The organism is Limisphaera ngatamarikiensis, assembly GCF_011044775.1.
Taxonomy (GTDB): domain Bacteria; phylum Verrucomicrobiota; class Verrucomicrobiia; order Limisphaerales; family Limisphaeraceae; genus Limisphaera; species Limisphaera ngatamarikiensis.
The window spans coordinates 20,461-44,111 of the sequence record NZ_JAAKYA010000082.1 but is presented as its reverse complement, the minus strand read 5'-3'; the positions used below and the strand labels follow the sequence as shown (position 1 = coordinate 44,111).

The following is a 23,651-nucleotide window of genomic DNA, read 5'->3' as shown; positions in this document are numbered from 1 at the left end:
AATTCCCTGGCAGGGGCACGGTTGCCCGGGGGGCGACCGGCCCCGGTGGTCCGACCTGTTCGTTTTTTAGCTCTGAGTGCCGGGGCCGGCAACCTCGCGGGTGGCCGGTTCGAGGGTTCCGGAGTCCATTGGCGGCACGGGCAGGATCAGCCGGAAGGTGCTCCCCTGCCCCGGCTGCGACTCCACGGCCAGGCCGCCGCCGAGGCGCTTGGTCATTTCGTAGACCATGGTCAGGCCCAGTCCGGTCCCCCGACGACTGGAGAGTGCCTTGGTGGTGAAGAACGGCTCCCAAATCCGGGTGAGGTCTTCGGGGCGGATGCCGCAACCGAAGTCCTGAACGGACACCTCGACGTACTCGGGCGCGTCGGCAGGGCGCAACACCATGCGCGGCGGCAACTCCCGCAGGCGCCGGGTGCGCACAATGATCTGGCCGGTGGGACCGCCCGCCTCGGCCGCGTTGAACAGGAGGTTCAGCAGGCTTTGCTGGACCAGATCCCGGATCATGGGCACCGGGGGCAGGTCACGGCCGGGTTCGAAGGTTACCTGGCAATCGTTGCGCCATGGCTCGCCCAACAGGGCGAGCGTATCGTGGACCACCTGATTGAGCGACAGCCGTTCAAACTGCCCGGCCGAGGCCCGGCTGAAGCCCAACATGGCCTGCACGACGCGGGTGCCCTGCTCCACCATGGCCTTGATCCGTTCCAGGCGGCGCCGGACCTTGACCGGATCGTCCATGTGGTCCTCGATGACCTGGACCGAACCCTTGATGATGGAGAGCAGGTTGTTGAAGTCGTGGGCGACGCCTGCGGCCAGCGTGCCCAACGCGCGCATTTTCTGGCTTTCCAGCAATTCCTGGTAGGCGCTCTCGAGCTGGCGCGTGCGTTCGGCCACCTGTCGTTCCACCTCGGCATAGCTCCGGCGCAGGCGCCGGTGCCGGTTCAGGGCCAGTCCCGCAAAGAACAGGACCCCGAGCGCACCCGTCACGGCCACGCCGACCAGCCGCGGCTCACGGTACCAGGGCAACCGGACATGGAACTCGCGCTGGGCCGGGCGACGTTCGACGTTGCCGGCGCGGTCCACGGTCCGGACCTGCACCACGTACCGGCCGGCGGGGAGGTCATTCCAGGTAATCACGGTGGATTCCTGGGCGGGGGACCAGTCGCCCTCGTTCAACCGGTAGGAGTAGAGCAGACGGGACGTGGGAGTGAACTTCCAGCGGTCCCAGCCCCGCAGGCCCAACGTCACGAGGGAACCTTCCGGGACGGTGAGGCTTTCGGGGAGGTTCAGCTCCGTTTGGGGTGGGTCGCGGTCGGCCTCCGGATGCCAACCGTACAAGCCCCGGCCCGTGGCCAACCAGAGGCGGCCTCGGCGGTCCTCGATCATGCCGTGGAGGGTCGCCGCGGGCAGTCCTTCGTCCGGGCCGTGGCCGATCCAGCCCACATCGGTGCGCCGGAACACGCCCTCGGCGCTGATGACCCAGAGGCTTCCGTCCCGGGTACAACCCAGGGTTCGCAACGGGCCGCTGCCGCTCCAGACGAGGGTCCATTCGCGTTCATCCCAGCACCAGACCTGTTCGCGGCCGCCGGCGTAGATCCGGCCGTCCGGTCCCTCGGCCAGCAGTTCCACCGCGTCCGCTTCCATGAGATCGGTCATGAGAAATCCCTGCTCACGTCCCTGGCGGATCCGGATCATGCCGGTGCGGGCGGCCAACCATTCGTCTCCGCTGCGAGTCTCCAGGTAGGCGGTCCAGGGACCGCCTGGTGCGGACGCAGGAGGCAGGACGGGGAAAGGTTCCCATTGACCGGCCCGCCACCGCCACAAGGTGCCGGCAGGGTCGGCCGATTCTGCTGCGGGCTCGGTTTGGACCACCAGTGTGCCGTCGTGACGCCGGCCCAGGGCCCGCGCCGGTTCACCTGCCGGCCCGCGGACCTCGATCCAGTCCGGGTCACCCGGGCCGGCCACCCATGCGCGTCCTGCGTGTTGGATCCAGAGGTAGCCATCGGCGGCGGCCCACACTTGCACGGCTCCCCCCTCTTCCGGATGCATCCCTTTCGGCAGGGGGCGCGATACGACGCGCAGTCCATCCCAGCCGTCCAACCGGTCCGGACGGGCCAACCAGAGCATGCCATCCGGGGCCTCTGCCAGGGCGAGCACGGGCATGTCATTCACGGCAGCGTGGACCGGCTGCCACAGGGGCGGGCTGTATTTCAGCAGCCCGTCGAGCGTGGCCAGCCAGAAGGTGCCGTCCGGAGCCGGCGCCACGTCGTAGAATTCCCGGGCCGGACAGGATTCGTCGTGGACCCACTCCCGGCGGGATGCATCGAAACGCCACAACCGGCTTTCGCTCAGCGACCAGAGATCGTCGCCGGGGCCGTGCCAGACGCGGAAGGCCCCCTGGGGCAGGTCCGGGCCCGGTTGCCATCTTGAGCCGTCAAACTGCAGCGCGACCCTGGTTTGCCCTGTTGTTGAGGCGGTCATGACCAGGTGGCCCAGAGTATCTTCGGTGAGGCCTTGCAGATCCGCGAGTCCCCATTCAACCGGCAGTTCCCATCGCTGCCAGGGATCCCCGGCGCGCAGGCTGCGGGCCGGGACATTGGCCCGGGCCAGGCCCCGTTCCGCACTGATCCACAGGTTCCCGTCCCGCCCCACCCAGAGGTCCCACAACCGGCCGAGGGCCAGGGCCGATGCCGTTTGAACCGTTTCAACCTCCACGGCACCGTCGCGCGTGACCTGCAGCACCAGCAGACGATCCGGCAACAACACAAGCAACCGACCGGTCCTTACCGGGCGGATGGGCGTGTCGGGGTTCACCGGGCCTGCCTGGATGCGGATCCAGGTCCAGTTGGTGCCGCTGTACAGGAAGACGCCGCCCGCGGCCGCCGTCCAGAGTTGTCCGGTGTGCCATGCCCAGACCCGTGACCCTGCCCGGGCGGGCAGGTCCACCACCTGCACGGTGTATCCGTCCAGGCGGCTGACGGCGTTGGTGCGCCGGTGCCGGACGATGACCTCGCCACGGACGGTTGCGGTCACGCCCGCACAGGCCGCCTCGGCCATACCGTCCAGGGCCTTGAACGAACGCCACCACGTGGCTGCCCGGCCTGCTCCCGGCCAGGCCAGCCACAAGCCGATGCCGGCCGCGATCCATGCCCTGGGAATCCGGTGACTCATGAGTTTGTCGGCCGCATCTGCGGCGGTTCCCTTGAACCCTACGAAAGGGCGTGCCCGGCCGCAATGGTCCGGGGCCTGTGCCTTCAAACGCACACTTCCCGGAGCCGGCTCGCTGATTAGGATGGAGTCCAGGAACCGGCCATGACACACCCTCGTCTCCAGATGAAAGCCGCCCCCGACCCGAATCCAGGGTCTTCCGGAGTTCCTCCATCCTCCGATTACCGGGTCAAGGTTGCGGGTTCGGCCGGGGTGAGGCGTATGTCCGGCACCGGCCCGGCCGCCCGGCGCCGGATTGCCCGCATCCGGTGGAAGGTATCGGGCTGGGTCGTGCCCATCCGATTCCCTGCCGGGGGCGGGCCCGGGGTTTGAACCGGCCCTGACCGGGCCGGTGCGATCAAGTGTGCCGGGGGCGGCCGCCGCTTTTGGCCCGGGCCGGTTTGGTGCCGCCCGCAAGGACGGTTTGAAAGTGGGGCGGTGTTTCCTCGCGTGCGACCACGCAAACTTCGATGTCCCGGAAACCGGCCTGTTCCAGCCAGCGGTGCAGTTGACCCTCGGTGAAGCCCAGCCAGCGGTCGCCGTAGAGTTCGCGCGCTTTTTCGAACTGGTGCTGCAGGAGGTCCAGGATCCAGACCTGTCCACCCGGTTTCAGGATTCTCCAGGCACTTTGCAGGGCGCGGGGCGGATCCTCGGCGTGGTGGAGGGCCTGGCTCAGGAGTACCAGGTCCACGCTGGCATCTTCGATGGGCGGGTCCTGGAGGTCGCCGAGCCTGAACTCGAGGTTTTTGAGTCCGATTTTGCGTGCGCGGGCCCTGCCATAGGCCACGATACGTTCGGAGTTGTCCACCGCGATGACCTTGCGGCAGCGCCGTGCCAGCAGCTCGCTGACCAGGCCTTCGCCCGATCCCAGGTCCGCGACCACCAGCGGCGGCAGGATGCGCAACAGAAACTGGCCCAGGGCCTGCCAGGAACGGCCCGGGCCGTACACCCGGTCGAACCGGCCCGCCACCTGGTGAAACGACACCTGGGCCTGGTCGCGCCGCCACTGCAGCACGCGGCGCAGATTGGCGGCGTCGTCCGCGGCCTGGGGCAGTTCGGCCGCGCCGGCCAGGGCGGCCTTCACCAGGCCGGCCGCATCGCCGTTCAACCCGTCGGCCAGTCGGTAGAAGGCCCGGCGTCCCTCCCGGCGGGAGCGCACCAGGCCGGCCTCCAACAACTGCCCCAGATGGGTGGAGATTCGCGACTGGCCGAGCCGGGTGATCTCCTGCAACTCGTGCACCGAGAGTTCTTCGCGCTCGAGCAACGCGAGCAAACGCAGACGCGTCGGGTCCGCCAGAGCCCGCAAGATTTTCAAGGTCCCGTTCATGGCATCGTCGTCCCCGGCCGGCACGCTCCACGTTCCGGCCCCCCGATCACCCGGCTCGACCGCGCCGGTTCCGGTCCACGGTCGCCGGGCGGTTCGCCGGCGTCTGCCGGTTCCGGTGCGATTTGCCGGTTGACGATTGTCGTTGATGACATATCTTCGCATCCTGATTTGTCAATGAAACGAACGTGCAACAGGAGCAAGCGCCGGTCATGAGCCCTGATTTCATCTTTTCCTCCGAGTCGGTCGGGGAGGGACATCCCGACAAGGTCTGTGACACCGTTTCGGATTACGTGTTGGATGCCTGCCTGCAGGTGGATCCGCAAAGCCGCGTGGCCTGCGAGTGCTATGCCAAATCCAACGTCCTCATCGTGGGCGGTGAGATCACCATCCCGTCCCTGGGCAGCCGTCATCCCAGCGAGGTGATCGACTTCATCCAGATCGCCCGTCAGGCGGTGCGGGACATCGGGTACACCCACGACGACGATGTGTTCCATGCCGACCGGATCTTCGTCCATCTGCTGGTGACCGGCCAGTCGCCCGACATTGCCCAGGGTGTGGACGCCCGAAAGGCCAGGGGCAAGAAGACGTCCAAACAGGGGGCCGGCGACCAGGGCATGATGTTCGGGTATGCCTGCGACGAGACGCCGGAGCTCATGCCCGCGCCCATCATGTTCGCCCACCGGCTGGGTCGCGAATTGAACCGAATCCGCAAGAGCGGCAAGGTCCCGTGGCTGCGGCCCGACTCCAAAACGCAGGTGTCCGTGGCCTATGAAAAGGGGCGGCCGGTGGCCATCACCAATGTGGTGCTTTCCACGCAGCACACGCCCGATGTGGACCACAAGGAGATCGAGGATTTCTGCATCCGCCAGGTGATTCAAAAGGTGTTGCCCCGGGAGCTCCTCACGCCGAAGACGCAGTATTTGATCAATCCCACGGGCCGGTTTGTGGTGGGCGGACCGCATGGCGACACGGGCCTGACCGGCCGCAAAATCATCGTGGACACCTACGGCGGGATGGGCCGGCACGGCGGCGGTGCGTTTTCGGGCAAGGACCCCACCAAGGTCGATCGCAGCGCCGCCTACATGGCGCGCTGGGTGGCCAAGAACATCGTGGCCGCCGGCTGGGCCAGACGGTGCGAGATCCAGTTCGCCTACGCCATCGGCTATCACCGGCCGTTGAACGTGAGCATCGACACATTCGGCACCGGCACGGTGTCCGAGGACCGGATCCTTAAGGCGGTGCAAAAGGTCTTCAACTTCGAACCGGCCGAAATCATTCGTCAGCTCGACCTGCGCCGACCCATCTACAAGAAAACCACCAATTACGGCCACTTTGGAAAGGACGATCCGGATTTGACCTGGGAACGCACCGACAAGGTGGAGGAACTCAAACGCGCACTCTCTTAAACCCACTATCTGCAATCCCTGCAAGCCATGGCCACGACACTGAAAAACAAAACCGCCGCGAACCGCAAACCAGCCCGCGCGTTGCCCGCGCGTGCCCGGCGCAAGTCGGAACCGGACTTTTACGTCCGCGACCTCAGCCTGGCCGAGCTCGGCCGCAAGGAGATCGAGGTGGCCGAACATGAGATGCCCGGGCTCATGGCCATCCGTGCCAAGTACGGTCCCCGCAAGCCGTTGCAGGGTGTCCGCATTTCCGGCTCGCTGCACATGACGGTGGAGACCGCGGTGCTCATCGAGACCCTGGTGGAACTGGGGGCCACCGTGCGCTGGGCCAGCTGCAACATCTTTTCCACCCAGGACCACGCCGCCGCCGCCATTGCCAGGGCCGGCATCAGCGTGTTCGCCTACAAGGGGGAGACGCTCGAGGACTACTGGGAGTTCACCCTGCGGGCGCTGACGCATCCCGACATGAAGGGCCCGCAACTGGTGGTGGACGACGGCGGCGACGCCACCCTGCTCCTCCACCGGGGCTATGAAATGGAACAGGGCGACGACTGGGTGCATCAACCGGCCGAATCAAAGGAGGAACAGGTCATCAAGAACCTGCTCAAACGGTGTGCGAAGGAACGGCCCGGCTGGTTCACCGAGGTCGTCAAGGAATGGAAAGGGGTGAGCGAGGAGACCACCACTGGCGTCCATCGACTCTACCAGATGCTGCAGCAGGGTCGGCTCCTCGTCCCGGCCATCAACGTCAACGATTCCGTCACCAAGTCCAAGTTCGACAACCTGTATGGGTGCCGGGAATCGCTGGCCGACGGCCTGAAACGGGCGCTGGGCGTGATGATCGCGGGCAAGACCGCGGTGGTGTGCGGTTACGGGGACGTGGGCAAGGGCAGCGCCCAGAGCCTGCGCGGGTTCGGCGCCCGGGTGATCGTCACGGAGATCGATCCCATCAACGCCCTCCAGGCAGCCATGGAAGGGTACCAGGTCACCACGGTCGAGGAGACCCTGGGGATTGCGGACATCTACGTGACCGCCACGGGCAACTGCGACGTCATCACCCTGGAACACATGTTGCAGATGAAGGACCAGGCCATCGTCTGCAACATCGGGCATTTCGACAACGAGATCCAGGTGGACCGTCTCAACGCCCTGCCCGGGGTGCGAAAGGTGAACATCAAACCCCAGGTGGATCGGTATGACCTGCCCAACGGCCGGAGCATCTACATCCTGGCCGAGGGCCGGCTGGTGAACCTCGGCTGTGCCGAGGGTCATCCCAGCTTCGTCATGAGCAACAGCTTCACCAACCAGTGCCTGGCGCAGATGGACCTTTGGGAGAATCGCGACACCTACAAGGTGGGGGTCTATCGACTGCCCAAGAAACTCGACGAGGAGGTGGCCCGGCTGCACCTGGACCGGCTCGGGGTGAAGCTGACCCGGCTCACTCCCAAACAGGCCGCGTACATCGGCGTGCCCATTGACGGACCCTACAAGCCGGAGCATTACCGCTACTGAGTTGGGGCACGACAACCGGGTGTACCGGTGGGATCCGGCGGCGGGACCGGACCCCGGACGTCACGGGCCGGGATTCGGCCCGGCGGAAACTCGGGTGCGGTCCTTCCACGGTCGTTGCACCGGCCGGGCGAAACGATGGGTCGGATGGACGGGAGATCCCGGCCCTGCCCCACAATCCACACCCGGTGCGTGCACCGGCGTGTCCGAGGATCCCCTTTTGCCGATTCGCCCGCGGCGAAGCGCAAATCCGGGTATGCCGCCGATGCAGCCGGGGGCTGTTGTGGGTTCGCCCTTCAGGGTCGGCCCACGAAGCCGAACGCGGCGCAGGCCGGTGCCGCCCTGGCACGAGGGCCCGTCGAGCGGTGTTCAGTTCCGCCAGTGTCGGGCCGAAAGGATCCGGCCGCGGATGAGCCCGACAAACCGGCACTCTCCGACGTACCACCAACCCAGTTGCAATCCGCAGCCGCGGCAGACGCAATAACACCACGCGTGTCCGGGGAACCACGTATGCAGTTCTGTGGGCACCCCCACGGGCCGACCACCCGGACAATCGGCAAACAACAGGATGTGAAACCGCTGGCCGTCCGGGTTCTCGAAATCGAACTCGCTGCGTCCGTCCCGATACACGCGATCGTATTCCCGGGCCACGCCCCGCAGGCAGCGAACGCAAAACCAGTCCAGACCCGGATCCGCGTCCGCGCCCCAGGTCACCGGCTCCACCAAACCCTGTTCATGCACCGGAGCACTGTCCGACATCGCCACTACTGAACCACACCCGGCAGCGGCCGTCCATCGCCCAATCCGGCTCCGGCTCGGAGGTGCAGTTCTGGCGGAGACGCATGGCGGCCGTGGACCGGTCAGGTGGTGAACGAGGCCATTTGGGGTTGGACCAGGCGTTCGAAATCGGACCAGGCCATTTTGATGATTTCGGTGTGGGATCCGGCGTTGAAGGCGATCTCCGGGTTTTGGCGGAGGGACTCGGCGGCAAACACCTTCATGCCGTACAGGTTGCCGAAGGGCGGCATGGCCCCGATCTCGCAATCCGGGAACCGGGTCTGAAACGCCTCTTCGGTGGCAAACCGCGCGCGATCGCAGCCGGTGAGCTCGCGCAGGTCCTGCAAGACGACCCGGCGGGTTGCGGGCAGGACCGCCATGGCCAGCTCGCCGTCCAGGTCAACGATCACCACCTTGGCCATGATCCGGCCCGGTACATGGGCTGAAGCGGCCACTTCTTGGGCGGTATAGGCCGGTGAATGCAGGATGCTGACGTATTTGACGCCATGGGCGTCGAGGAACTCCTTGAGTTTGCGCACGGGCATTGCGGGCTCCTTTCCATTGGTGGCGTTGTTGATGGGGGCTGTTGGTTCTCACCGTACCGTACGACCGGCCGGCGGATTTGCAAGGGGCAGGTTCCGGTCCCGGGGATCGCACGGCGGGGGCCAGAGGCTCCCCGTCGGGACTGACCACGGCAGCACGGAGCCAGGCCCCTCCACAGCACACAAGCCACACAGGGCGAATGCAAAAGGGGCTTTCGAAGGGGGAACCTGAACGTGAGGGGCAACCATCCCCGGTGCCGGCTCATTCTTGCGGACGGCGGGGACGCCGTCCCTCCCTTGCCTCTGGCGGAACACCGCACCCCTCTCTGTGTCCTCCGTGTCTCCGTGGTGAAACCAAAAACCTGCGTGCGCCCGCCAATCCTTGCGGACGGCGGGGACGCCGTCCCTCCCAATTGCACAATCGGGGAGGGGCACAGTCCTCTGTGCCCGTTTACCTCATCCCCGGGAGGGGCACGGTCCTCCGTGCCCGCCAATCCTTGCCTTTGTGCCTGCCAATTCTCACGGACCGCGAGGACGCGGTCCCTCCCCATCCACCACCTGGGAGGGGCACAGTCCCCTGTGCCCGCTAATTCTTGCGGACGGCGGGGACGCCGTCCCTCCGGTGCTGTTCGCGGTACACCACACCCCTCTGTGTCCTCTGTGTCTCTGTGGTGGAACAAAAACCTGCGTGCGCCCTCCAATCCTTGCGGACGGCTGGGACGCTGTCCCTGCCGGTTTGGGGCGGTTGCCGCGGTGGGTGCGGGTCGGCGGGAACTTGCCCGCCGGGTTGGCCGTTGCCTAGGTTGGTCGGCCTTGGATGGATGAACGACGCAAGGTGTTGATGTCCGCGTACGCCTGCGAACCGGGTCGCGGATCCGAGCCCGAGGTCGGTTGGCGTTGGGCGACGGAGATGGCTCGTTACCACAAGGTCACGGTGGTGACGCGGGCCAACAACCGGCCGGCCATTGAAAGCGCGCTGGGATCGTTGCCGGAGCCGCATCCGGAGTTTTTGTACTATGACCCGCCCGGTCCGTGGTTGCGGTGGAAGGGCCGGGGCGTGCCCGTGAGCGTCTTTTATGCGGTGTGGCAATGGGGGGTGCGCCGGCACGTGGCAGCCCGGCTGAACTCCTACGATTTGGTACATCACGTCACCTTCAATTCGTTCCGGCAACCCGGGTTTTGGTGGCAGGCGCGCCCGCCGGTCCTGCTCGGCCCACTGGGCGGCGGGCAGATCTGTCCCTGGCCGTTCCTGCGCCGGTTTGGCACCCGGCTGATCCCGGAAGGCTTTCGGTCGCTCACCGTCCTGAGCGCGCCGTTCTGGCCTCCGTTGCATTTCAGCTTTCGCGCCGCGGCCATGATTCTGGTGGCCAATGGCGACACGGCGCGCCGGATTCCGGAGCGTTACCGTTCCAAGGTGCGGTCCATGCTGGAGACGGGTGTGATGCCGGAGCAGGTGAGGCCGCCCCGACCGGTCCGGCGGGAGGGCCCGGTGCGGGTGTTGTGGGTCAGTCGCATGGAAAAGATCAAGGGCGGCTCCCTGGCAGTGACGGCCTATGCCCGGGCGCGGCAACAGGAGCCGCGTCTGCGATTGAGCATGGTGGGGGACGGACCCGACGCGGGAGCGGTCAAGGCGACGGCGGTGCGGCTGGGTGTGGCCAGTGCCATTGAATGGCACGGTCGTGTGTCGCGGGAGCAGTTGCCGCCGCTGCTTGAGTCTCATGACCTGTTTTTGTTCACGAGCCTGCGAGACACGTCGGGCAACGCCTTGTTGGAGGCCATGGCGGCATCCCTGCCCGCCGTGACGCTGCTGCATCACGGACAGGCCGAGATTGTCACGGACGCGACGGCCATTCGCGTACCGCCGACCGATCCGGAAACCACTGCCGATGCCCTGGCACGGGCCCTGGTGGAACTGGCCCGCGACCCGGATCGGCGCCGGTGCATGTCCGTGGCGGCACATGAACGCGTGTTGCAGCACTACATCTGGCCGCAAAAAGCCGCGGCGATGAATCGGATTTACGAGGAAATCTGGTCGGCCCTGGCGGCGCAGGCGCCCTCGTCCGGTGTTCCCGGTTCGGCGAGGTGAGGTTCCCCGGCCGGACCGCGGCGCGGGGGTTTGTCGGTGATTTTTCGTTTCTGCTTGCGCCGGGCTGTTGGCTCTTCAAATGCTGCAACAGAGTTATGGCCGCCAGGAAACAGTCCCGGTCCGGATCCAAACGCAAGGCTGCGACCCGGCGCGTCCGGAAAAGTGGCCGGGCCAGGGTTTCCGCCCCCGCGCAGGGCGGGACCCGGGCGGCAGCCGGACAGGTCCCGGCACCTGCCGAGGCTGCGGAACCTGCGGCGCCCCCCCCGGAGGCCACTTCGCCGCCCGCCGCCGCGACCGTACCCGAGCCTCAAACCCCGGCGCAGTCACCCGGCCCCACCCCGGCCGAGCTCGAAGTGGCGCGGGAGGCCGAGGTCGGCCCGGAGGATCAGGACATTGACGATCGGGACACGGAGAACGCGTTCCGGCTGTATTTACGGGAAATCGGGCAGGTGAAGCTGCTGACGCCCGAGGAGGAAATCGAACTGGCGGCGCGGATCAAGGCCGGCGACAAGAAGGCGCGGGAACACATGATCAAGGCCAACCTCCGGTTGGTGGTCAAGATTGCGCGGGATTACGAGGGGCTGGGGTTGCCGTTGCTGGATCTCATCAGTGAAGGGAACATCGGGTTGATGAAGGCCGTGGAACGGTTCGATCCCAAGAAGGGCGGCAAGCTTTCCACCTACGCCGCCTGGTGGATCAAACAGGCCATCAAACGCGCCCTGGCCAACCAGTCCAAGACCATCCGCCTGCCGGTGCATCTGGTGGACAAGATCGCGCGCATGCGGCGCGTGGCGATGGAGTTGCAGGAGGAGCTGGGGCGCGAACCCACCGATGAGGAGCTTGCAGCCGAGCTGGGGACCACCCCCGCCCGGGTGGCGCAAATGCGCACGGCGGCCATCCGACCGGCCTCGCTGGACGCACCGCTTTCGGATGAGGAGGACTCCAACAGCTTTGGCGAGATCGTTCAGGACGAATCCGCCCACACACCCTACGAGGAGCTGGAGGAAAAGACGGTGACCGCCATGCTCCGCGAGTTGTTGGCCCGGCTGGACAAGCGCGAGGCCACCATCCTGACGCGGCGCTTCGGCCTGGACGGTGAACCGCCGCAAACGCTGGAGGAGGTGGGCGCCCAGTTCGGCGTCACCCGCGAACGCGTTCGTCAGATTCAAAACATTGCCCTGCGCAAGCTGCGCCGGATGATTGAGAAACTCGAGAAGGTCAAGGATTGACCCACGGGAGTCTGAACCATGGCGGATGTCACCCCCCTTGAAATCCAGCAGGCCATTCGGAACGTGCCGGACTTTCCCCAGCCGGGGATTCAGTTCAAGGACATAACGCCCCTCCTGGGCGACGCGCGCCTGTTCGCCGGGAGCATCGACCTGTTGACGGAGGGTTTTACGCCCGGCCAGGTGGACACCGTGGTGGGCATTGACGCGCGCGGGTTCATCTTTGCCGCAGCCGCCGCCTATCGGTTGCGCGCCGGGTTCGTCCCGGTGCGCAAAAAGGGCAAGCTCCCCTACCTGACCCACGAACAGACCTACCAACTGGAGTACGGCACCAACACCATCGCCATTCACGTGGATGCCATCCGGCCCGGTGCCAGGGTCTTGCTGATGGACGATCTGTTGGCCACGGGCGGCACCGCCGCGGCAGCGGCGGAGCTGGTGCGAAAACTGGGCGGGCAGATCCTGCAGATCGCCTTTTTGATCGAGCTGAGCCACCTGCAGGGGCGGGCCCGGTTGGCCGGGTACCCGATCCGCTCGATCGTGGTTTACTGAGGGTTTGCGTCGGCGTTCCCCCGCCCTCGCCCCACCCCTCGGACGGGCGTCGGGTCCGGTTGCCATCGCGCGCCTCTCGAACGAACCCCCGCGTGGCCCGGAAACCGGCCGGTCCCGTTATACCCGGCCGTCGCCGCGGGCCCGGATCCACCCTGAAGGTTGCCGCAAACGGCGTCCGGTGTTCCCTATCCCTGGACTTCCGTGAGCACCCGCGCGGACCGGGCGCGTTCCAAGGGATTTGCAACGGGGCGGGGCTTGGGGTTAGATACGGACGGTTATGAACACGCGAGTCCACTGGCGGTGTCATGAATTCATTCCGCTCATGGCAGGGGTGCTTCTGGGGTTGGTCTGCCTGCCAGGTTCGGGTCAGGTTCCCTCGCCCACCCTTCCGCCGCAGGGCGCGGCCGCGGCCGCGGGTGCGCCGGCGACCCCCGAGACCGGTACCGGTACCGGACCGCAGATCCGTTTCGCGGCGCCCATCCACGATTTCGGTCGCGTGGTCAGCGGGGCCGTCCTCCGACACGATTTTGTCTTCACCAACACGGGCCGGGCGGTGTTGGAAATCACCGGCGTGCATGCATCGTGTGGTTGTACCACGGCGGGGGAATGGACCCGGCGCGTCGAGCCGGGACAAACCGGCGTCATTCCCATCCAGTTCAACACGGCCGGCTTTCAGGGGCAGGTGCTGAAGCCCATCACGGTCAGTTGCAATGATCCCCGGCAACCGACCGTGGCCTTGCAATTGCGGGCCGAGATCTGGAACCCGGTCGAGCTGAGCCCCCGCTACGCCATCCTGCACGCCAATCCCGAGCGACTGGACCAGGCCAGGGCCGTCATCCACATCGTCAACCGCGAGGAGGCGCCGCTCCGGTTGGAGGCACCCCAAAGCAGCAGTCCCCACCTGAAAGCCGAGCTTGTGGAACGGGAGCCGGGCCGTGAATTCGATCTGGTCATCGCTGCCACGGACAACGCGCCGCCGGGCAATGTCCAGGGCGTCATCAGCATGGACACCTCGTCCACGAACCTGCCGAAGCTCAGTGTCACGGCGCTGTTGTTGATGCAGCCGGTGGTCACGGTGGCGCCGCCCTTCCTGCAACTGGCGCCCGGGCCATTGCCCACGCCGCAGACGTTGACCGTGGCGGTGGTCAACAACGGCACCAACCAGCTGCGCCTGTCGGACGTGACCGTCAACCACACCAACGTCACCGTGGAGGTTCAGGAGACCAATCCGGGCCGGTATTTCAACGTCCTGCTGCATTTTCCCGCCGGATTCCAGATTCCGGCCGGTCAGGTACTGGCCCTGACAGCCAACACTTCACATCCGAATCATCCGCAGCTTCGCGTGCCCATCGCCCAGTCGCGCGGCCCGGTGGCACCGCCCCCGGCCCTTCCGCCTCCCCCACAACCGCAACCGGCAGTCCAGGCGGGTCCGCCGCCCCTACCGGCGCCCAACGCCGCCCCTGCCCCGGCCGCACCGGGCGCCAGGCCGGCAGCAGCGAGCCCGGCCGCACCCGCGGCAGCGCGGCCGGCCCGGCCGCCGCTGGAATTACCGCCCATGCCCGGAACCTGAGCTCTCGCCCCGGACCGGCACCCGCATGCAACGCGCGCCAGAAATATCCGCGATGAGTCACGGTGGGGAGGGTGCGGGCCGGTCCGTCGGTTCCGTTTGGTGCATTGTGGCGGAGGCGGTTCTGGTGCTGGCCGTCGGGCTTGGGTTCGGGTGTCTGGCCAATGCGCTCTCGCCGCGCGGGCTGAACTGGACGAGGAACTACTTCCCGTTGCCGGCGGTGACACCTCAACCGGTGACGGCGGGAGACGCCCCCTCCGGAGTCCCGGCCGCAGACGCGGAATCCGAAGCGATCGCCCGGGTGACCGCCCGCGGGTATGCGGCCTGGACGTTCGAACGGGCCGTGGAAGCGTTTGCGGATCCTGCGCGGCTGACCGGTCGGATGGTGTGGGTGGACGCGCGCGCCGAGATCCCCTACCGACGCGGTCACATCCCGGGAGCCCGGCAGTTTGATCCCTATCGGCCGGAGCAGAACCTTTTGGAAGTCGTGGCGGCCTGTTTGCAGGCGGAAAAGGTGATTGTGTACTGCAGCGGGGGCCGGTGCGAGGACGCCGAGCTGGCTGCCTCCCTCCTGGAACAGGCCGGTGTACCGCGGGAACGGCTGGTCATCTACGTGGGGGGCTTCGAGGAATGGGAGGCCCGGGGCCAGCCGGTGGAACCCCGTCCAACCTCAACCGGTTCAACTCCGGCCCCGACGCCATGAACCGACGGGAACAGGTCAGGAATTGGGTCGGCGCCGCGCTGCGCGTCGGGTTGGGTTTGTGGGTGGGCTGGCTGGGGCTGGCCAAGGTTCTTGACCCGGTGACCTTTCTCAAGGCGGTGCGGCAGTATGATGTGATTCATTTCCCGTGGTTGTTGAATGCGACGGCAATTCTGCTGCCGTGGCTGGAGGTGTTCTGTGCGGTGTTGCTGGTGGTCGGGATTGCCGTTCGGGGCACGTCCTGGCTGTTGGCCTGCCTGTTGGCCGGGTTCACCGTGTTGGTGGCCGTGCACGGGTGGCAGTTGGCCGCCGCGCAGGGGCTGGCGCCGTGTGCGGTGAGGTTTGACTGCGGTTGCGGGACGGGCGAAGTGTGGCTCTGCACCAAACTGCTGGAGAACGCCGTGATGCTCGGTGTGTCGGTTGTGCTGGGCTCGGGCCGGCTGGGTCGCGCGGGCTCGGTTCGCTATGCACTGTTGGCCGGGTGCGCGACCCGCGCCTGAGGTCCGAGGTCCGGCCGTCGCGGTGCGGGGTCCGCCCCCGGGCCGGGCCGGTCCGACCTTGCCACGCAACCGGGGACGTTCTCATCCTTGCGGGCGCAAGCGACGATGGTGTTTTGTCCTGTCTGTTCCGGCCATTTGCGAACCATCCGGCATCGCGGCGGAATCTATCATGCCTGCGATCAGTGCGGAGGATGCGCCGTCACCGTCCCGCAAATCCGGCAAATGGCCGGGGATCGCTGGGCCACGCAGGTGCTGCGTTTGCTCAACCAGCAAAGCTTCCGGGGAGGTCCACGGTGCCCGTTCTGCAACCAGTTCATGCGCCGGTTTCACGTGCAGAACCCGTCGCTCGAGTTGGACGGTTGCCGGTCGTGCAGGCTGATCTGGTTTGACCCCGGCGAATTTGAAGTCGTACCGAAAAACGTGGTCGTGAGCGAGGCGGCCCAGGAACTGGCCCTGCGCGAGCGCCTGGCACTCCACGAACTGGAGAAGGTCAAGCGGGAGATGGAAGCCAACCCGGAGCCGGAGGGATGGCACTGGCTGCCGATGCTTCTTGGATTTCCGGCCGAGTTGTCGGATCGGGAACCGGCCGGGTTCCCGTGGGCCACGTACGGGCTTGCGCTTTTGATCACCGCCGTTTCCCTCATCGGTTGGTGGGGTGGCGAGGGCGTGTTGGCCGAGTGGGGTCTGATTCCCAACCAATGGTGGCGCATGGGGGGCCTGACCTTTCTCACCAGCTTTTTCCTCCACGCGAATGCGTGGCACTGGTTCGCCAACTTTTATTTCCTGTGCGTTTTCGGCGACAATGTGGAGGATTACCTCGGACGAAAGCGCTGGCTGGCGCTGCTGATATGCTCGGCCCTTGCCGGGGACATCCTGCACATCCTGCTGGATCCCCGTCCGGACGAGCCCTGCGTGGGGGCCAGCGGCGGGATTTCGGGATTGATCACCTTTTACGCGCTGCAGTTCCCGCATGTCCGGCTCGGGCTGCTTGTGTACTGGCGTCTGGTTCGCATCCCGGCAGGTGTGGCGTGGTTCATCTGGATTCTGTTTCAATTCATTCTGGCGTTCTCTCAACTGGGCGGTCACGGGGAGGTTTCCGCCCTGGCGCACCTGGGCGGGGCGGTGGTCGGCGCGGTGGCTTGGTGGATCCACAAAAGGCGGACCCGTGATGAGCCCGCGACCGACATGTAGCCACTTCATGCCACATGACGGGCGGGCGGTTCTGACGCAGACTGTGCGGCACACGGAGCGATCCGGTCCGGGCGGGACCGGAGTTCGAACGACGTTGCGCCCGTGAACGACCGGGGTCATGCTGGGCTCGGATCGGGTCCGAACCGGGAACGTCCCATACCGTTGGCAAACGCATTCCAGGGCAAAATCGACATGAAGAGGTCAGGCCGGGCATGGACAGTGCTTGCGATCGTCGTGGCGTGGGTCGGGTGGACAGGTCGGGCTGAGGACGGTCCGACCGTGGTGGAACGGCCTGTGGCGTCGGGGCCCAACCGCTTTTATGGCGGCCATCGCGCGCCCTTGGAACCGGCGGCGTTCGTGCGTCTTCCCATCGGCAGCATCGTTCCCCGGGGTTGGCTGCGCCATCAACTGGAACTGGCCCGCGACGGCATGGTGGGTCGGCTGTCGGAAATCTCGCCCTGGCTGGATTTCCAGCGGAGCGCCTGGGCCAGCCCGGAGGGCAGGGGCGAACGCGGCTGGGAGGAAATGCCCTACTGGCTGAAGGGATATGGCGACCTCGGCTACGTGCTGAACGACCCGCACCTGATCGCGGAGGCACGGCGCTGGATTGAGGCAGCCATGGCATCCCAGCGGGAGGACGGCTGGTTCGGTCCGCGCGATCTGTTGACCAGCCTGGACGGCCAACCCGATATGTGGCCGCACATGGTGATGCTGAACGTGCTGCAGAGTTACCACGAATTCAGCGGGGATCCGCGGGTGTTGGAGGTGATGCGCCGTTACTTTGCCTGGCAACATCGGCTGCCGGGTCGAGCGTTCAGCGTCGGTTACTGGCCCCCGTTGCGCGCCGGCGACAACATCGAGAGCGTGCTCTGGCTGTACAACCGCACGGGCGAACCCTGGTTGTTGGACCTGGCGCGCAAGATCCACGAAAACATGCCCGCCTGGCACCGCGACGTGGTCAACTGGCACAACGTCAACATCGCCCAGGGCTTCCGCGCCGGTACGATTGCCTGGTTGTTCACCCATGATCCGGCCCATCGCGATTCGGCCGAGCGCAACTGGCAGAAGGTCATGCAAACCTACGGCCAGTTTCCGGGGGGCGGTTTCGTGGGGGACGAAAACGTACGGCCCGGGTACGTGGATCCGCGCGGGGGCATCGAGACCTGCGGCATTGTGGAGTTCATGCACAGCTACGAAATGCTCGTGCGTCTGACGGGCGATCCGGTCTGGGCCGACCGCTGCGAGGAGATCGCATTCAACTCGTTTCCGGCGGCCCTGACACCGGACGCGCGCGCCCTGCACTACATCACCTGCGCCAACCAGGTGCAGCTGGACCGGCACAACAAGGCCCCGGGCATTCAGAACTCCGGCACCATGTTCTCCTACAGCCCCTACGAGGTCTATCGTTGCTGCCAGCACAACGTCTCCCACGGCTGGCCCTACTACGCGGAAGAGCTCTGGCTGGCCACGCCCGACCAGGGTCTGGCGGCGATTCTTTATGCGCCCTGTGAATTGCGTGCCCGGGTGGGCTCGGGCACCACGGTGCATCTCCAGGTGGACACGGAGTATCCGTTTGACGATCGCGTCCGCATCCGCGTGGTCACGCCCGAACCGGAGCGGTTCCCGCTGTATCTCCGGGTGCCGGGTTGGTGCCGCGAACCGCGTTTGTTCCTGAACGGTCGTCGCGTCCCGGTGGAAGCGCGACCGCGAACCTACGTCCGGTGGGAACGCACCTGGCGGGATGGCGACGTGGTGGAATGGCAACTGCCGATGGAACTCTCGGTGCGCACCTGGCCCACCAATCACAATGCCGTGTCCGTTCACTACGGGCCGCTGGCCTTTTCCCTGGCCATCCGGGAACGCTGGGAAAAATACGGCGAACGTGTCCCGGGCTGGCCGGAATGGGAGGTCTTCCCCGCCTCGGCATGGAACTACGGACTGGAACTCGACCCTGCCCGGCCCACGGCCGGCCTGCGGATCGAACGCAAACGCGGCCGGCTCGCCCCACAACCGTTCACCCCGGACACGGTGCCGATCCGCATCCGGGCCCGGGCCCGGCGGATTCCCGAGTGGCAAATGGACCGGCTGAACATGGTGGCGCCGTTGCAGCCCTCACCCGCTTACACCACCGAGCCCATGGAGGAGGTGACCCTGATCCCCATGGGCGCCGCGCGGCTGCGCATTGCCGCCTTCCCCACCGTCAGCACCGGGTCATCCGCACATCGTTGGATGCCGCCCGCGCGCCCGAAAAAGCCGGACTGGCGCGCCTCCGCTTCGCACTGTTACGAGCACGACACGCTCGATGCCCTGGGCGACGGTTTGGAACCGGCGCACTCCAACGATCACGACATCCCGCGGTTCACCTGGTGGCCCCGACGCGGCACCCGCGAGTGGGTCCAGGCCGAGTTCGAACGACCGCGCAAGGTCGGCGCCGTGGCGGTGTACTGGTTTGACGACACGGGTGTGGGGGAGTGTCGCGTGCCGGCCGGCTGGACCATTGAATACCGCGCGGGCGATCAATGGCGGCCGGTAACGACACGCATCCAACCCGGCGTGGCCCGTGACCGGTGGAATCGGGTGGAGTTCGATCCGGTGGAAACCACCGCGATCCGCCTGGTCGTCCAACTGCAACCCAACTTTTCCGCAGGCATCCTGGAATGGAAAATCCTCGAAGAATGAAACGACAAATCCTCCTCCTCATCGCCGGCATCATGCTCGGACCTCAGGTTCAACCGGTACCGGCCGCCTCCGCGGCCGATGCACCTGCACCCTCTCGATGGCAACCGGCTCGCGGCCCGTTGATGACCCGATGGGCGGCGGACGTTTCGCCCGAACGGGTGCACCCCGAGTATCCGCGACCGCAACTGGTCCGCACGGAATGGCAAAATCTCAACGGCCTCTGGGATTACGCCATCACCTTGCGCGAAGATCCCCAACCCCGAACCTGGGACGGAAAGATCCTCGTGCCGTTCCCCGTGGAATCGGCGCTTTCGGGTGTGATGCGCCGCGTCTATGAGACGAATCGTCTCTGGTACCGGCGCACGTTCACCCTGCCGAAGCGCTGGGCCGGCCAGCGGGTTCTCCTGCATTTCGGTGCGGTGGATTGGGAGACCGTGGTGTGGGTGAATGGACGCGAGGTCGGCCAGCACCGGGGCGGTTACGACGCCTTCAGTTTCGACATCACGGACGCGCTGAAGCCGGAGGGTGAACAGGAACTGGTGGTGGCGGTCTGGGACCCCACCGACGCCGGCACACAACCGCGCGGCAAGCAGGTCCGGGACCCTCACGGCATCTGGTACACCCCGTCCAGCGGCATCTGGCAGACGGTCTGGCTCGAACCGGTGCCGCAGACGCACATCGGCCGCGTGCGCCTCACGCCAAACATTGACGACCAGACCATCCGCATCGAGGCGTTCTGCGCCGGCCCCGCCGAGGGCTGGCAGCTGGAGGCGGAGGTGCGGTCCGAGGGCCGCGCCGTGGGCCGGGGCGCCGTCCCGCTCCCCGCGGCCGGGCCCGCCCAACCCGCGGTCCTGGAAATCCGGATTCCCGGGCCGCGCCTGTGGTCGCCGGATGATCCCCACCTCTATGACCTCCAACTCACACTGCGGCGCGGAAAGCAGGTGGGCGACCGCGTCGGATCCTACTTTGGCATGCGCAAGATCGCCGTCCAACGGGATCCCACCGGCATCCCGCGCCTGTACCTGAACAACCGGCCCCTGTTCCAGTTCGGTCCCCTGGACCAGGGCTTCTGGCCGGACGGACTTTACACGGCCCCGACGGACGAAGCCCTCCGCTACGACATCGAAATGACCAAAAAGCTCGGGTTCAACATGGCCCGGAAACATGTCAAGATCGAGCCCGCCCGATGGTACTACTGGTGCGACAAGCTGGGCCTGTTGGTCTGGCAGGACATGCCCAGCGGTGACCGCTACATCGGCCCGAACGATCCCGACATCCAGCGTTCCCCCGAATCAGCTGCCCAGTTCGAACGCGAACTCCGGGCCATGGTCGAGGGCCTTTACAACCACCCTTGCATCGTCATGTGGGTGCCTTTCAACGAGGGCTGGGGCCAATACGACACCTGCCGGATCGTGGAGCTGATCAAACAGTGGGATCCAACCCGGCTGGTCAACAACGCCAGTGGCTGGGCCGATCGCGGCTGCGGCGATGTGCATGACATCCACGTCTATCCGGGTCCCGGCACCGCACCCGTGGAATCGCGCCGTGCGGTGGTGTTGGGCGAGTTTGGCGGGTTGGGGCTGCCGCTGGCCGGGCACACCTGGCAGGAGGAACGCAACTGGGGGTACCGCAGCTACAACAGCCGCGAGGAACTCACCGAGGCGTACCTCGAACTCCTGCGCCGACTCCATCCGCTCACCGGCGATCAGGGCCTGGCCGCCGCCGTCTACACCCAGACCACCGACGTCGAAATCGAGGTCAACGGTCTCATGACCTATGACCGTGCGGTGGTCAAAATGGATCCGGACCTGATTGCCGAGGCCGCCCGCAAACTCTACACCCCGCCGGTGAAACGGGTCAGCCGACGGGACGAACTCATCCCGCCCGCCACTCCGCTGGTCGCGCACGACCCGTACTTCAGCATCTGGTCCCCCGCGGACGAGTTGACCGGGGCCGACACGGTTCACTGGACCGGGCGTCCGCATCGCCTCACCGGCCTCATCAAGATTGACAACCGCGTCTGGCGGTTCCTCGGCGCCAGCCCGGCCCGCGTGCCCGCCCTGACGCAGACCGGCCTGGAGGTCCTGCCCACGCGCACCCGCTACACCTTCGAAGGCGGCGGCATCCGGTTGCATCTCACCTTCCTTACCCCCGCCCTCCCCATGGACGTGGACATCCTCTCGCGACCCGTGACGTACGTGACCTTCGACCTCGCCTCCACCGACGGACGTTCCCACACCGTGGCCCTCTACTTCGATGCCTCGGCGGAATTGACCGTCAACGAGCCGGAACAAACCGTGACCTGGCAACGCGAATCCTGGGAGACCGTCCACGCCGTGCGGGTCGGCTCGGTCGAGCAGCCCATCCTCGAAAAGCGCGGAGACGATCTGCGCATCGACTGGGGGTATCTCTACCTGGCCGGCTCGGCGAACACACCCGGCGCACCGGCGGCCGGTCCGCGCCATGAAATCCAGGAACTCTTCCTCCGGGGCGGTCGCTGGCCCACCGAAGTGGCCGGAAGCGCCGAACCGGTGCGTGCCGATCGCCTGGTGGTGGCGTGGAACCTGCCCGTGGGCAACGTCGGCCCCAGGCCCGTGCGCACCTGGCTGATGATCGCCTACGATGACCTCTATTCCATCCAGTACATGGGGCACAACCTGCGACCCTACTGGCGGCGCAACGGCTGGGAGGCGGCCGATCTCCTGCGCGCGGCAGCCGCGGAGTTTGAAAGCCTGGAGCGCCGGTGCGAGGCGTTTGACCGCGAGTTGATGGCCGATCTGGAAAAGGTTGGTGGGCCCGCCTACGCCCGAATGGCGGCCCTGGCCTACCGCCAGTGCTTTGCCGCCGGCAAGTTCGTGGCCGATGCCAACGGTCAACCCCTGCAGTTCTGCAAGGAAAACCACTCCAACGGCTGCATCGGCACCGCCGACGTGTTCTATCCCATGTCGCCCCAGTTCCTGCTGTTCGGTTCCACGCTGGCCAAGTCGTTCCTGGTGCCCTACCTCAACTACGCCGCCAGCGAACGTTGGAAGTTCCCCTTCGCACCGCATGACCTCGGCACCTATCCCCATGCCAACGGCCAGGTCTACGGAGGCGGCGAACATTCGGAAGAAAATCAAATGCCGGTCGAAGAGTGCGGCAACGCGCTCATCCTGGTGGCCGCCGTGGCCCGGATCGACCGCGACGCGCGCTTCGCCCTGCCGTACTGGTCCCGGCTCGAACAATGGGCCGCCTACCTCAAGGAGAAGGGATACGACCCGGAAAACCAGTTGTGCACCGACGATTTCGCCGGGCACCTCGCCCACAACGTCAACCTCAGCGCCAAGGCCATCATCGGCCTGGGCGCGTTTGGTCAGCTCTGCGCCCTGCGCGGCGACCGGGCCCGGGCCGAAGAATACCTCACCACCGCGCGCAACTTCGCCCGACGCTGGGTGCAGGAGGCCGACGACGGGGATCATTACCGGCTGGCCTTTGACCGGCCGGGCACCTGGAGCCAGAAATACAACCTGATCTGGGACCGGATCCTGGGCCTGAACCTCTTCCCCGAGGAGGTCTTCCAGAAGGAGGTGGCCTTCTACCGCAAAGTGCAAAACCGCTACGGGCTCCCCCTGGACAACCGTCGCGACTACACCAAGCTGGACTGGATCTTCTGGTCCGCCACCCTGAGCCGCAATCCCGCCGATTTCCTCGCACTGACCGAACCGGTCTGGCGGTTTCTGAACGAAACGCCCGACCGGGTCCCCATGACCGATTGGTACGACACCAAAACCGCACGGCGCGTCGGGTTCACCGCCCGACCCGTGGTCGGGGCCCTCTTCGCACCCATGCTCTACGAGCCGCAGCTCTGGGAGAAATGGGCCGCCCGCGACCAGACCCGCGCCACCAACTGGGCGCCCATGCCGGTCCCGCCCAGGATCATCCCGGTCGTGCCCGCCGCCGATACCCAACCCGCCACTTGGCGCTACACCACCAGCCGGCCGGGCCCGGACTGGTACCAGCCCGGGTTCGACGACTCGCAATGGAAGGAGGGCCGGGGCGGTTTCGGCACCCCGGGCACTCCGGGCGCCCATATCGGCACCGTCTGGAATACTCCCCGCATCTGGTTGCGCAGGGAAATCGAACTGCCCGCCGAAGGACTCGACCAGCTCCAGCTCTGGATCCACCACGATGAAGACGCCGAGGTCTACCTCAACGGACAGTTGATCGGCCGGTTCCGTGGGTATGTCACCAGCTACTTCAACCGGGCCCTCAATCCCCAGGCCCGGGCGGCCCTGAAACCCGGGAAAAACCTCCTGGCCATCACCTGCCGGCAAACCGTCGGCGGCCAGTACATTGACGCCGGGTTCGTCCGGGTGGAGTTCGCCCCGAAGTAAAGGCCGCGCCCG

General features: G+C 66.4%; 15 protein-coding genes. 11 read left to right on the top strand and 4 right to left on the bottom strand.

Going from position 1 to position 23,651, the window contains the following annotated elements; genetic code table 11:
- Window positions 1-66 precede the first annotated feature (66 nt).
- Window positions 67-3,168 (bottom strand): ATP-binding protein, encoded by a 3,102-nt coding sequence (locus G4L39_RS12280; protein ID WP_165108482.1) that lies wholly within the window; start codon window positions 3,166-3,168, stop codon window positions 67-69.
- Window positions 3,169-3,562: 394 nt separating this feature from the next.
- Complete coding sequence (locus G4L39_RS12275; RefSeq protein WP_165108480.1) at window positions 3,563-4,531, bottom strand: ArsR/SmtB family transcription factor; 969 nt, start codon at window positions 4,529-4,531, stop codon at window positions 3,563-3,565.
- Window positions 4,532-4,740: 209 nt separating this feature from the next.
- Here G4L39_RS12275 and metK point away from each other — a divergent pair, with 209 nt between their 5' ends.
- Both metK and ahcY read left to right on the top strand, forming a co-directional pair.
- Entirely contained in the window at window positions 4,741-5,937 is a 1,197-nt protein-coding gene (metK, locus tag G4L39_RS12270) for a methionine adenosyltransferase (protein WP_165108740.1), read from the top strand.
- Window positions 5,938-5,964: 27 nt separating this feature from the next.
- Complete coding sequence (ahcY, locus tag G4L39_RS12265) at window positions 5,965-7,449, top strand: adenosylhomocysteinase (RefSeq protein ID WP_165108478.1); 1,485 nt, start codon at window positions 5,965-5,967, stop codon at window positions 7,447-7,449.
- 366 nt (window positions 7,450-7,815) lie between these two features.
- On the opposite strand, the gene G4L39_RS12260 is transcribed toward ahcY, so the two are convergent.
- Together G4L39_RS12260 and G4L39_RS12255 are read right to left on the bottom strand one after the other, a co-directional pair.
- A complete protein-coding gene (locus G4L39_RS12260; protein ID WP_165108477.1) occupies window positions 7,816-8,205 on the bottom strand; it encodes a cereblon family protein in 390 nt (129 codons plus the stop codon).
- Window positions 8,206-8,306: 101 nt separating this feature from the next.
- Complete coding sequence (locus tag G4L39_RS12255) at window positions 8,307-8,768, bottom strand: aminoacyl-tRNA deacylase (protein ID WP_165108476.1); 462 nt, start codon at window positions 8,766-8,768, stop codon at window positions 8,307-8,309.
- A gap of 814 nt (window positions 8,769-9,582) precedes the next feature.
- Here G4L39_RS12255 and G4L39_RS12250 point away from each other — a divergent pair.
- The 9 genes from G4L39_RS12250 (at window position 9,583) to G4L39_RS15215 (ending at window position 23,639) form a co-directional block, all read left to right on the top strand.
- Window positions 9,583-10,851, top strand: coding sequence for a glycosyltransferase family 4 protein (locus tag G4L39_RS12250; RefSeq protein ID WP_165108475.1), 1,269 nt, complete (start codon window positions 9,583-9,585; stop codon window positions 10,849-10,851).
- Between the two features lie 392 nt (window positions 10,852-11,243).
- On the top strand, window positions 11,244-12,080 hold the full coding sequence (locus G4L39_RS12245; protein WP_165108738.1) for a sigma-70 family RNA polymerase sigma factor: 837 nt from the start codon (window positions 11,244-11,246) through the stop codon (window positions 12,078-12,080).
- 18 nt (window positions 12,081-12,098) lie between these two features.
- Window positions 12,099-12,629 carry an adenine phosphoribosyltransferase gene (locus G4L39_RS12240; protein ID WP_165108474.1) on the top strand — a complete coding sequence of 177 codons (531 nt, stop codon included), beginning with the start codon at window positions 12,099-12,101 and terminating at the stop codon, window positions 12,627-12,629.
- A 277-nt stretch (window positions 12,630-12,906) separates the two neighbouring features.
- Window positions 12,907-14,199, top strand: a complete 1,293-nt coding sequence (locus G4L39_RS12235) for a DUF1573 domain-containing protein (protein WP_165108473.1) — start codon at window positions 12,907-12,909, stop codon at window positions 14,197-14,199.
- A 52-nt stretch (window positions 14,200-14,251) separates the two neighbouring features.
- Window positions 14,252-14,899 carry a rhodanese-like domain-containing protein gene (locus G4L39_RS12230; protein ID WP_165108472.1) on the top strand — a complete coding sequence of 216 codons (648 nt, stop codon included), beginning with the start codon at window positions 14,252-14,254 and terminating at the stop codon, window positions 14,897-14,899.
- Window positions 14,896-15,396: a MauE/DoxX family redox-associated membrane protein gene (locus tag G4L39_RS12225; RefSeq protein ID WP_165108471.1), complete on the top strand. Its 501-nt coding sequence runs from the start codon at window positions 14,896-14,898 to the stop codon at window positions 15,394-15,396. Before G4L39_RS12230 ends, G4L39_RS12225 begins: the two co-directional genes overlap by 4 nt.
- A gap of 135 nt (window positions 15,397-15,531) precedes the next feature.
- Window positions 15,532-16,587 (top strand): rhomboid family intramembrane serine protease, encoded by a 1,056-nt coding sequence (locus G4L39_RS12220; RefSeq protein WP_165108470.1) that lies wholly within the window; start codon window positions 15,532-15,534, stop codon window positions 16,585-16,587.
- Window positions 16,588-16,779: 192 nt separating this feature from the next.
- On the top strand, window positions 16,780-19,266 hold the full coding sequence (locus G4L39_RS12215) for a beta-L-arabinofuranosidase domain-containing protein (protein ID WP_165108469.1): 2,487 nt from the start codon (window positions 16,780-16,782) through the stop codon (window positions 19,264-19,266).
- Window positions 19,263-23,639, top strand: a complete 4,377-nt coding sequence (locus G4L39_RS15215) for a glutaminase domain-containing protein (protein WP_240893986.1) — start codon at window positions 19,263-19,265, stop codon at window positions 23,637-23,639. The genes G4L39_RS12215 and G4L39_RS15215 overlap by 4 nt, the downstream gene beginning before the upstream one ends.
- The last annotated feature ends 12 nt before the right edge of the window (window positions 23,640-23,651 follow it).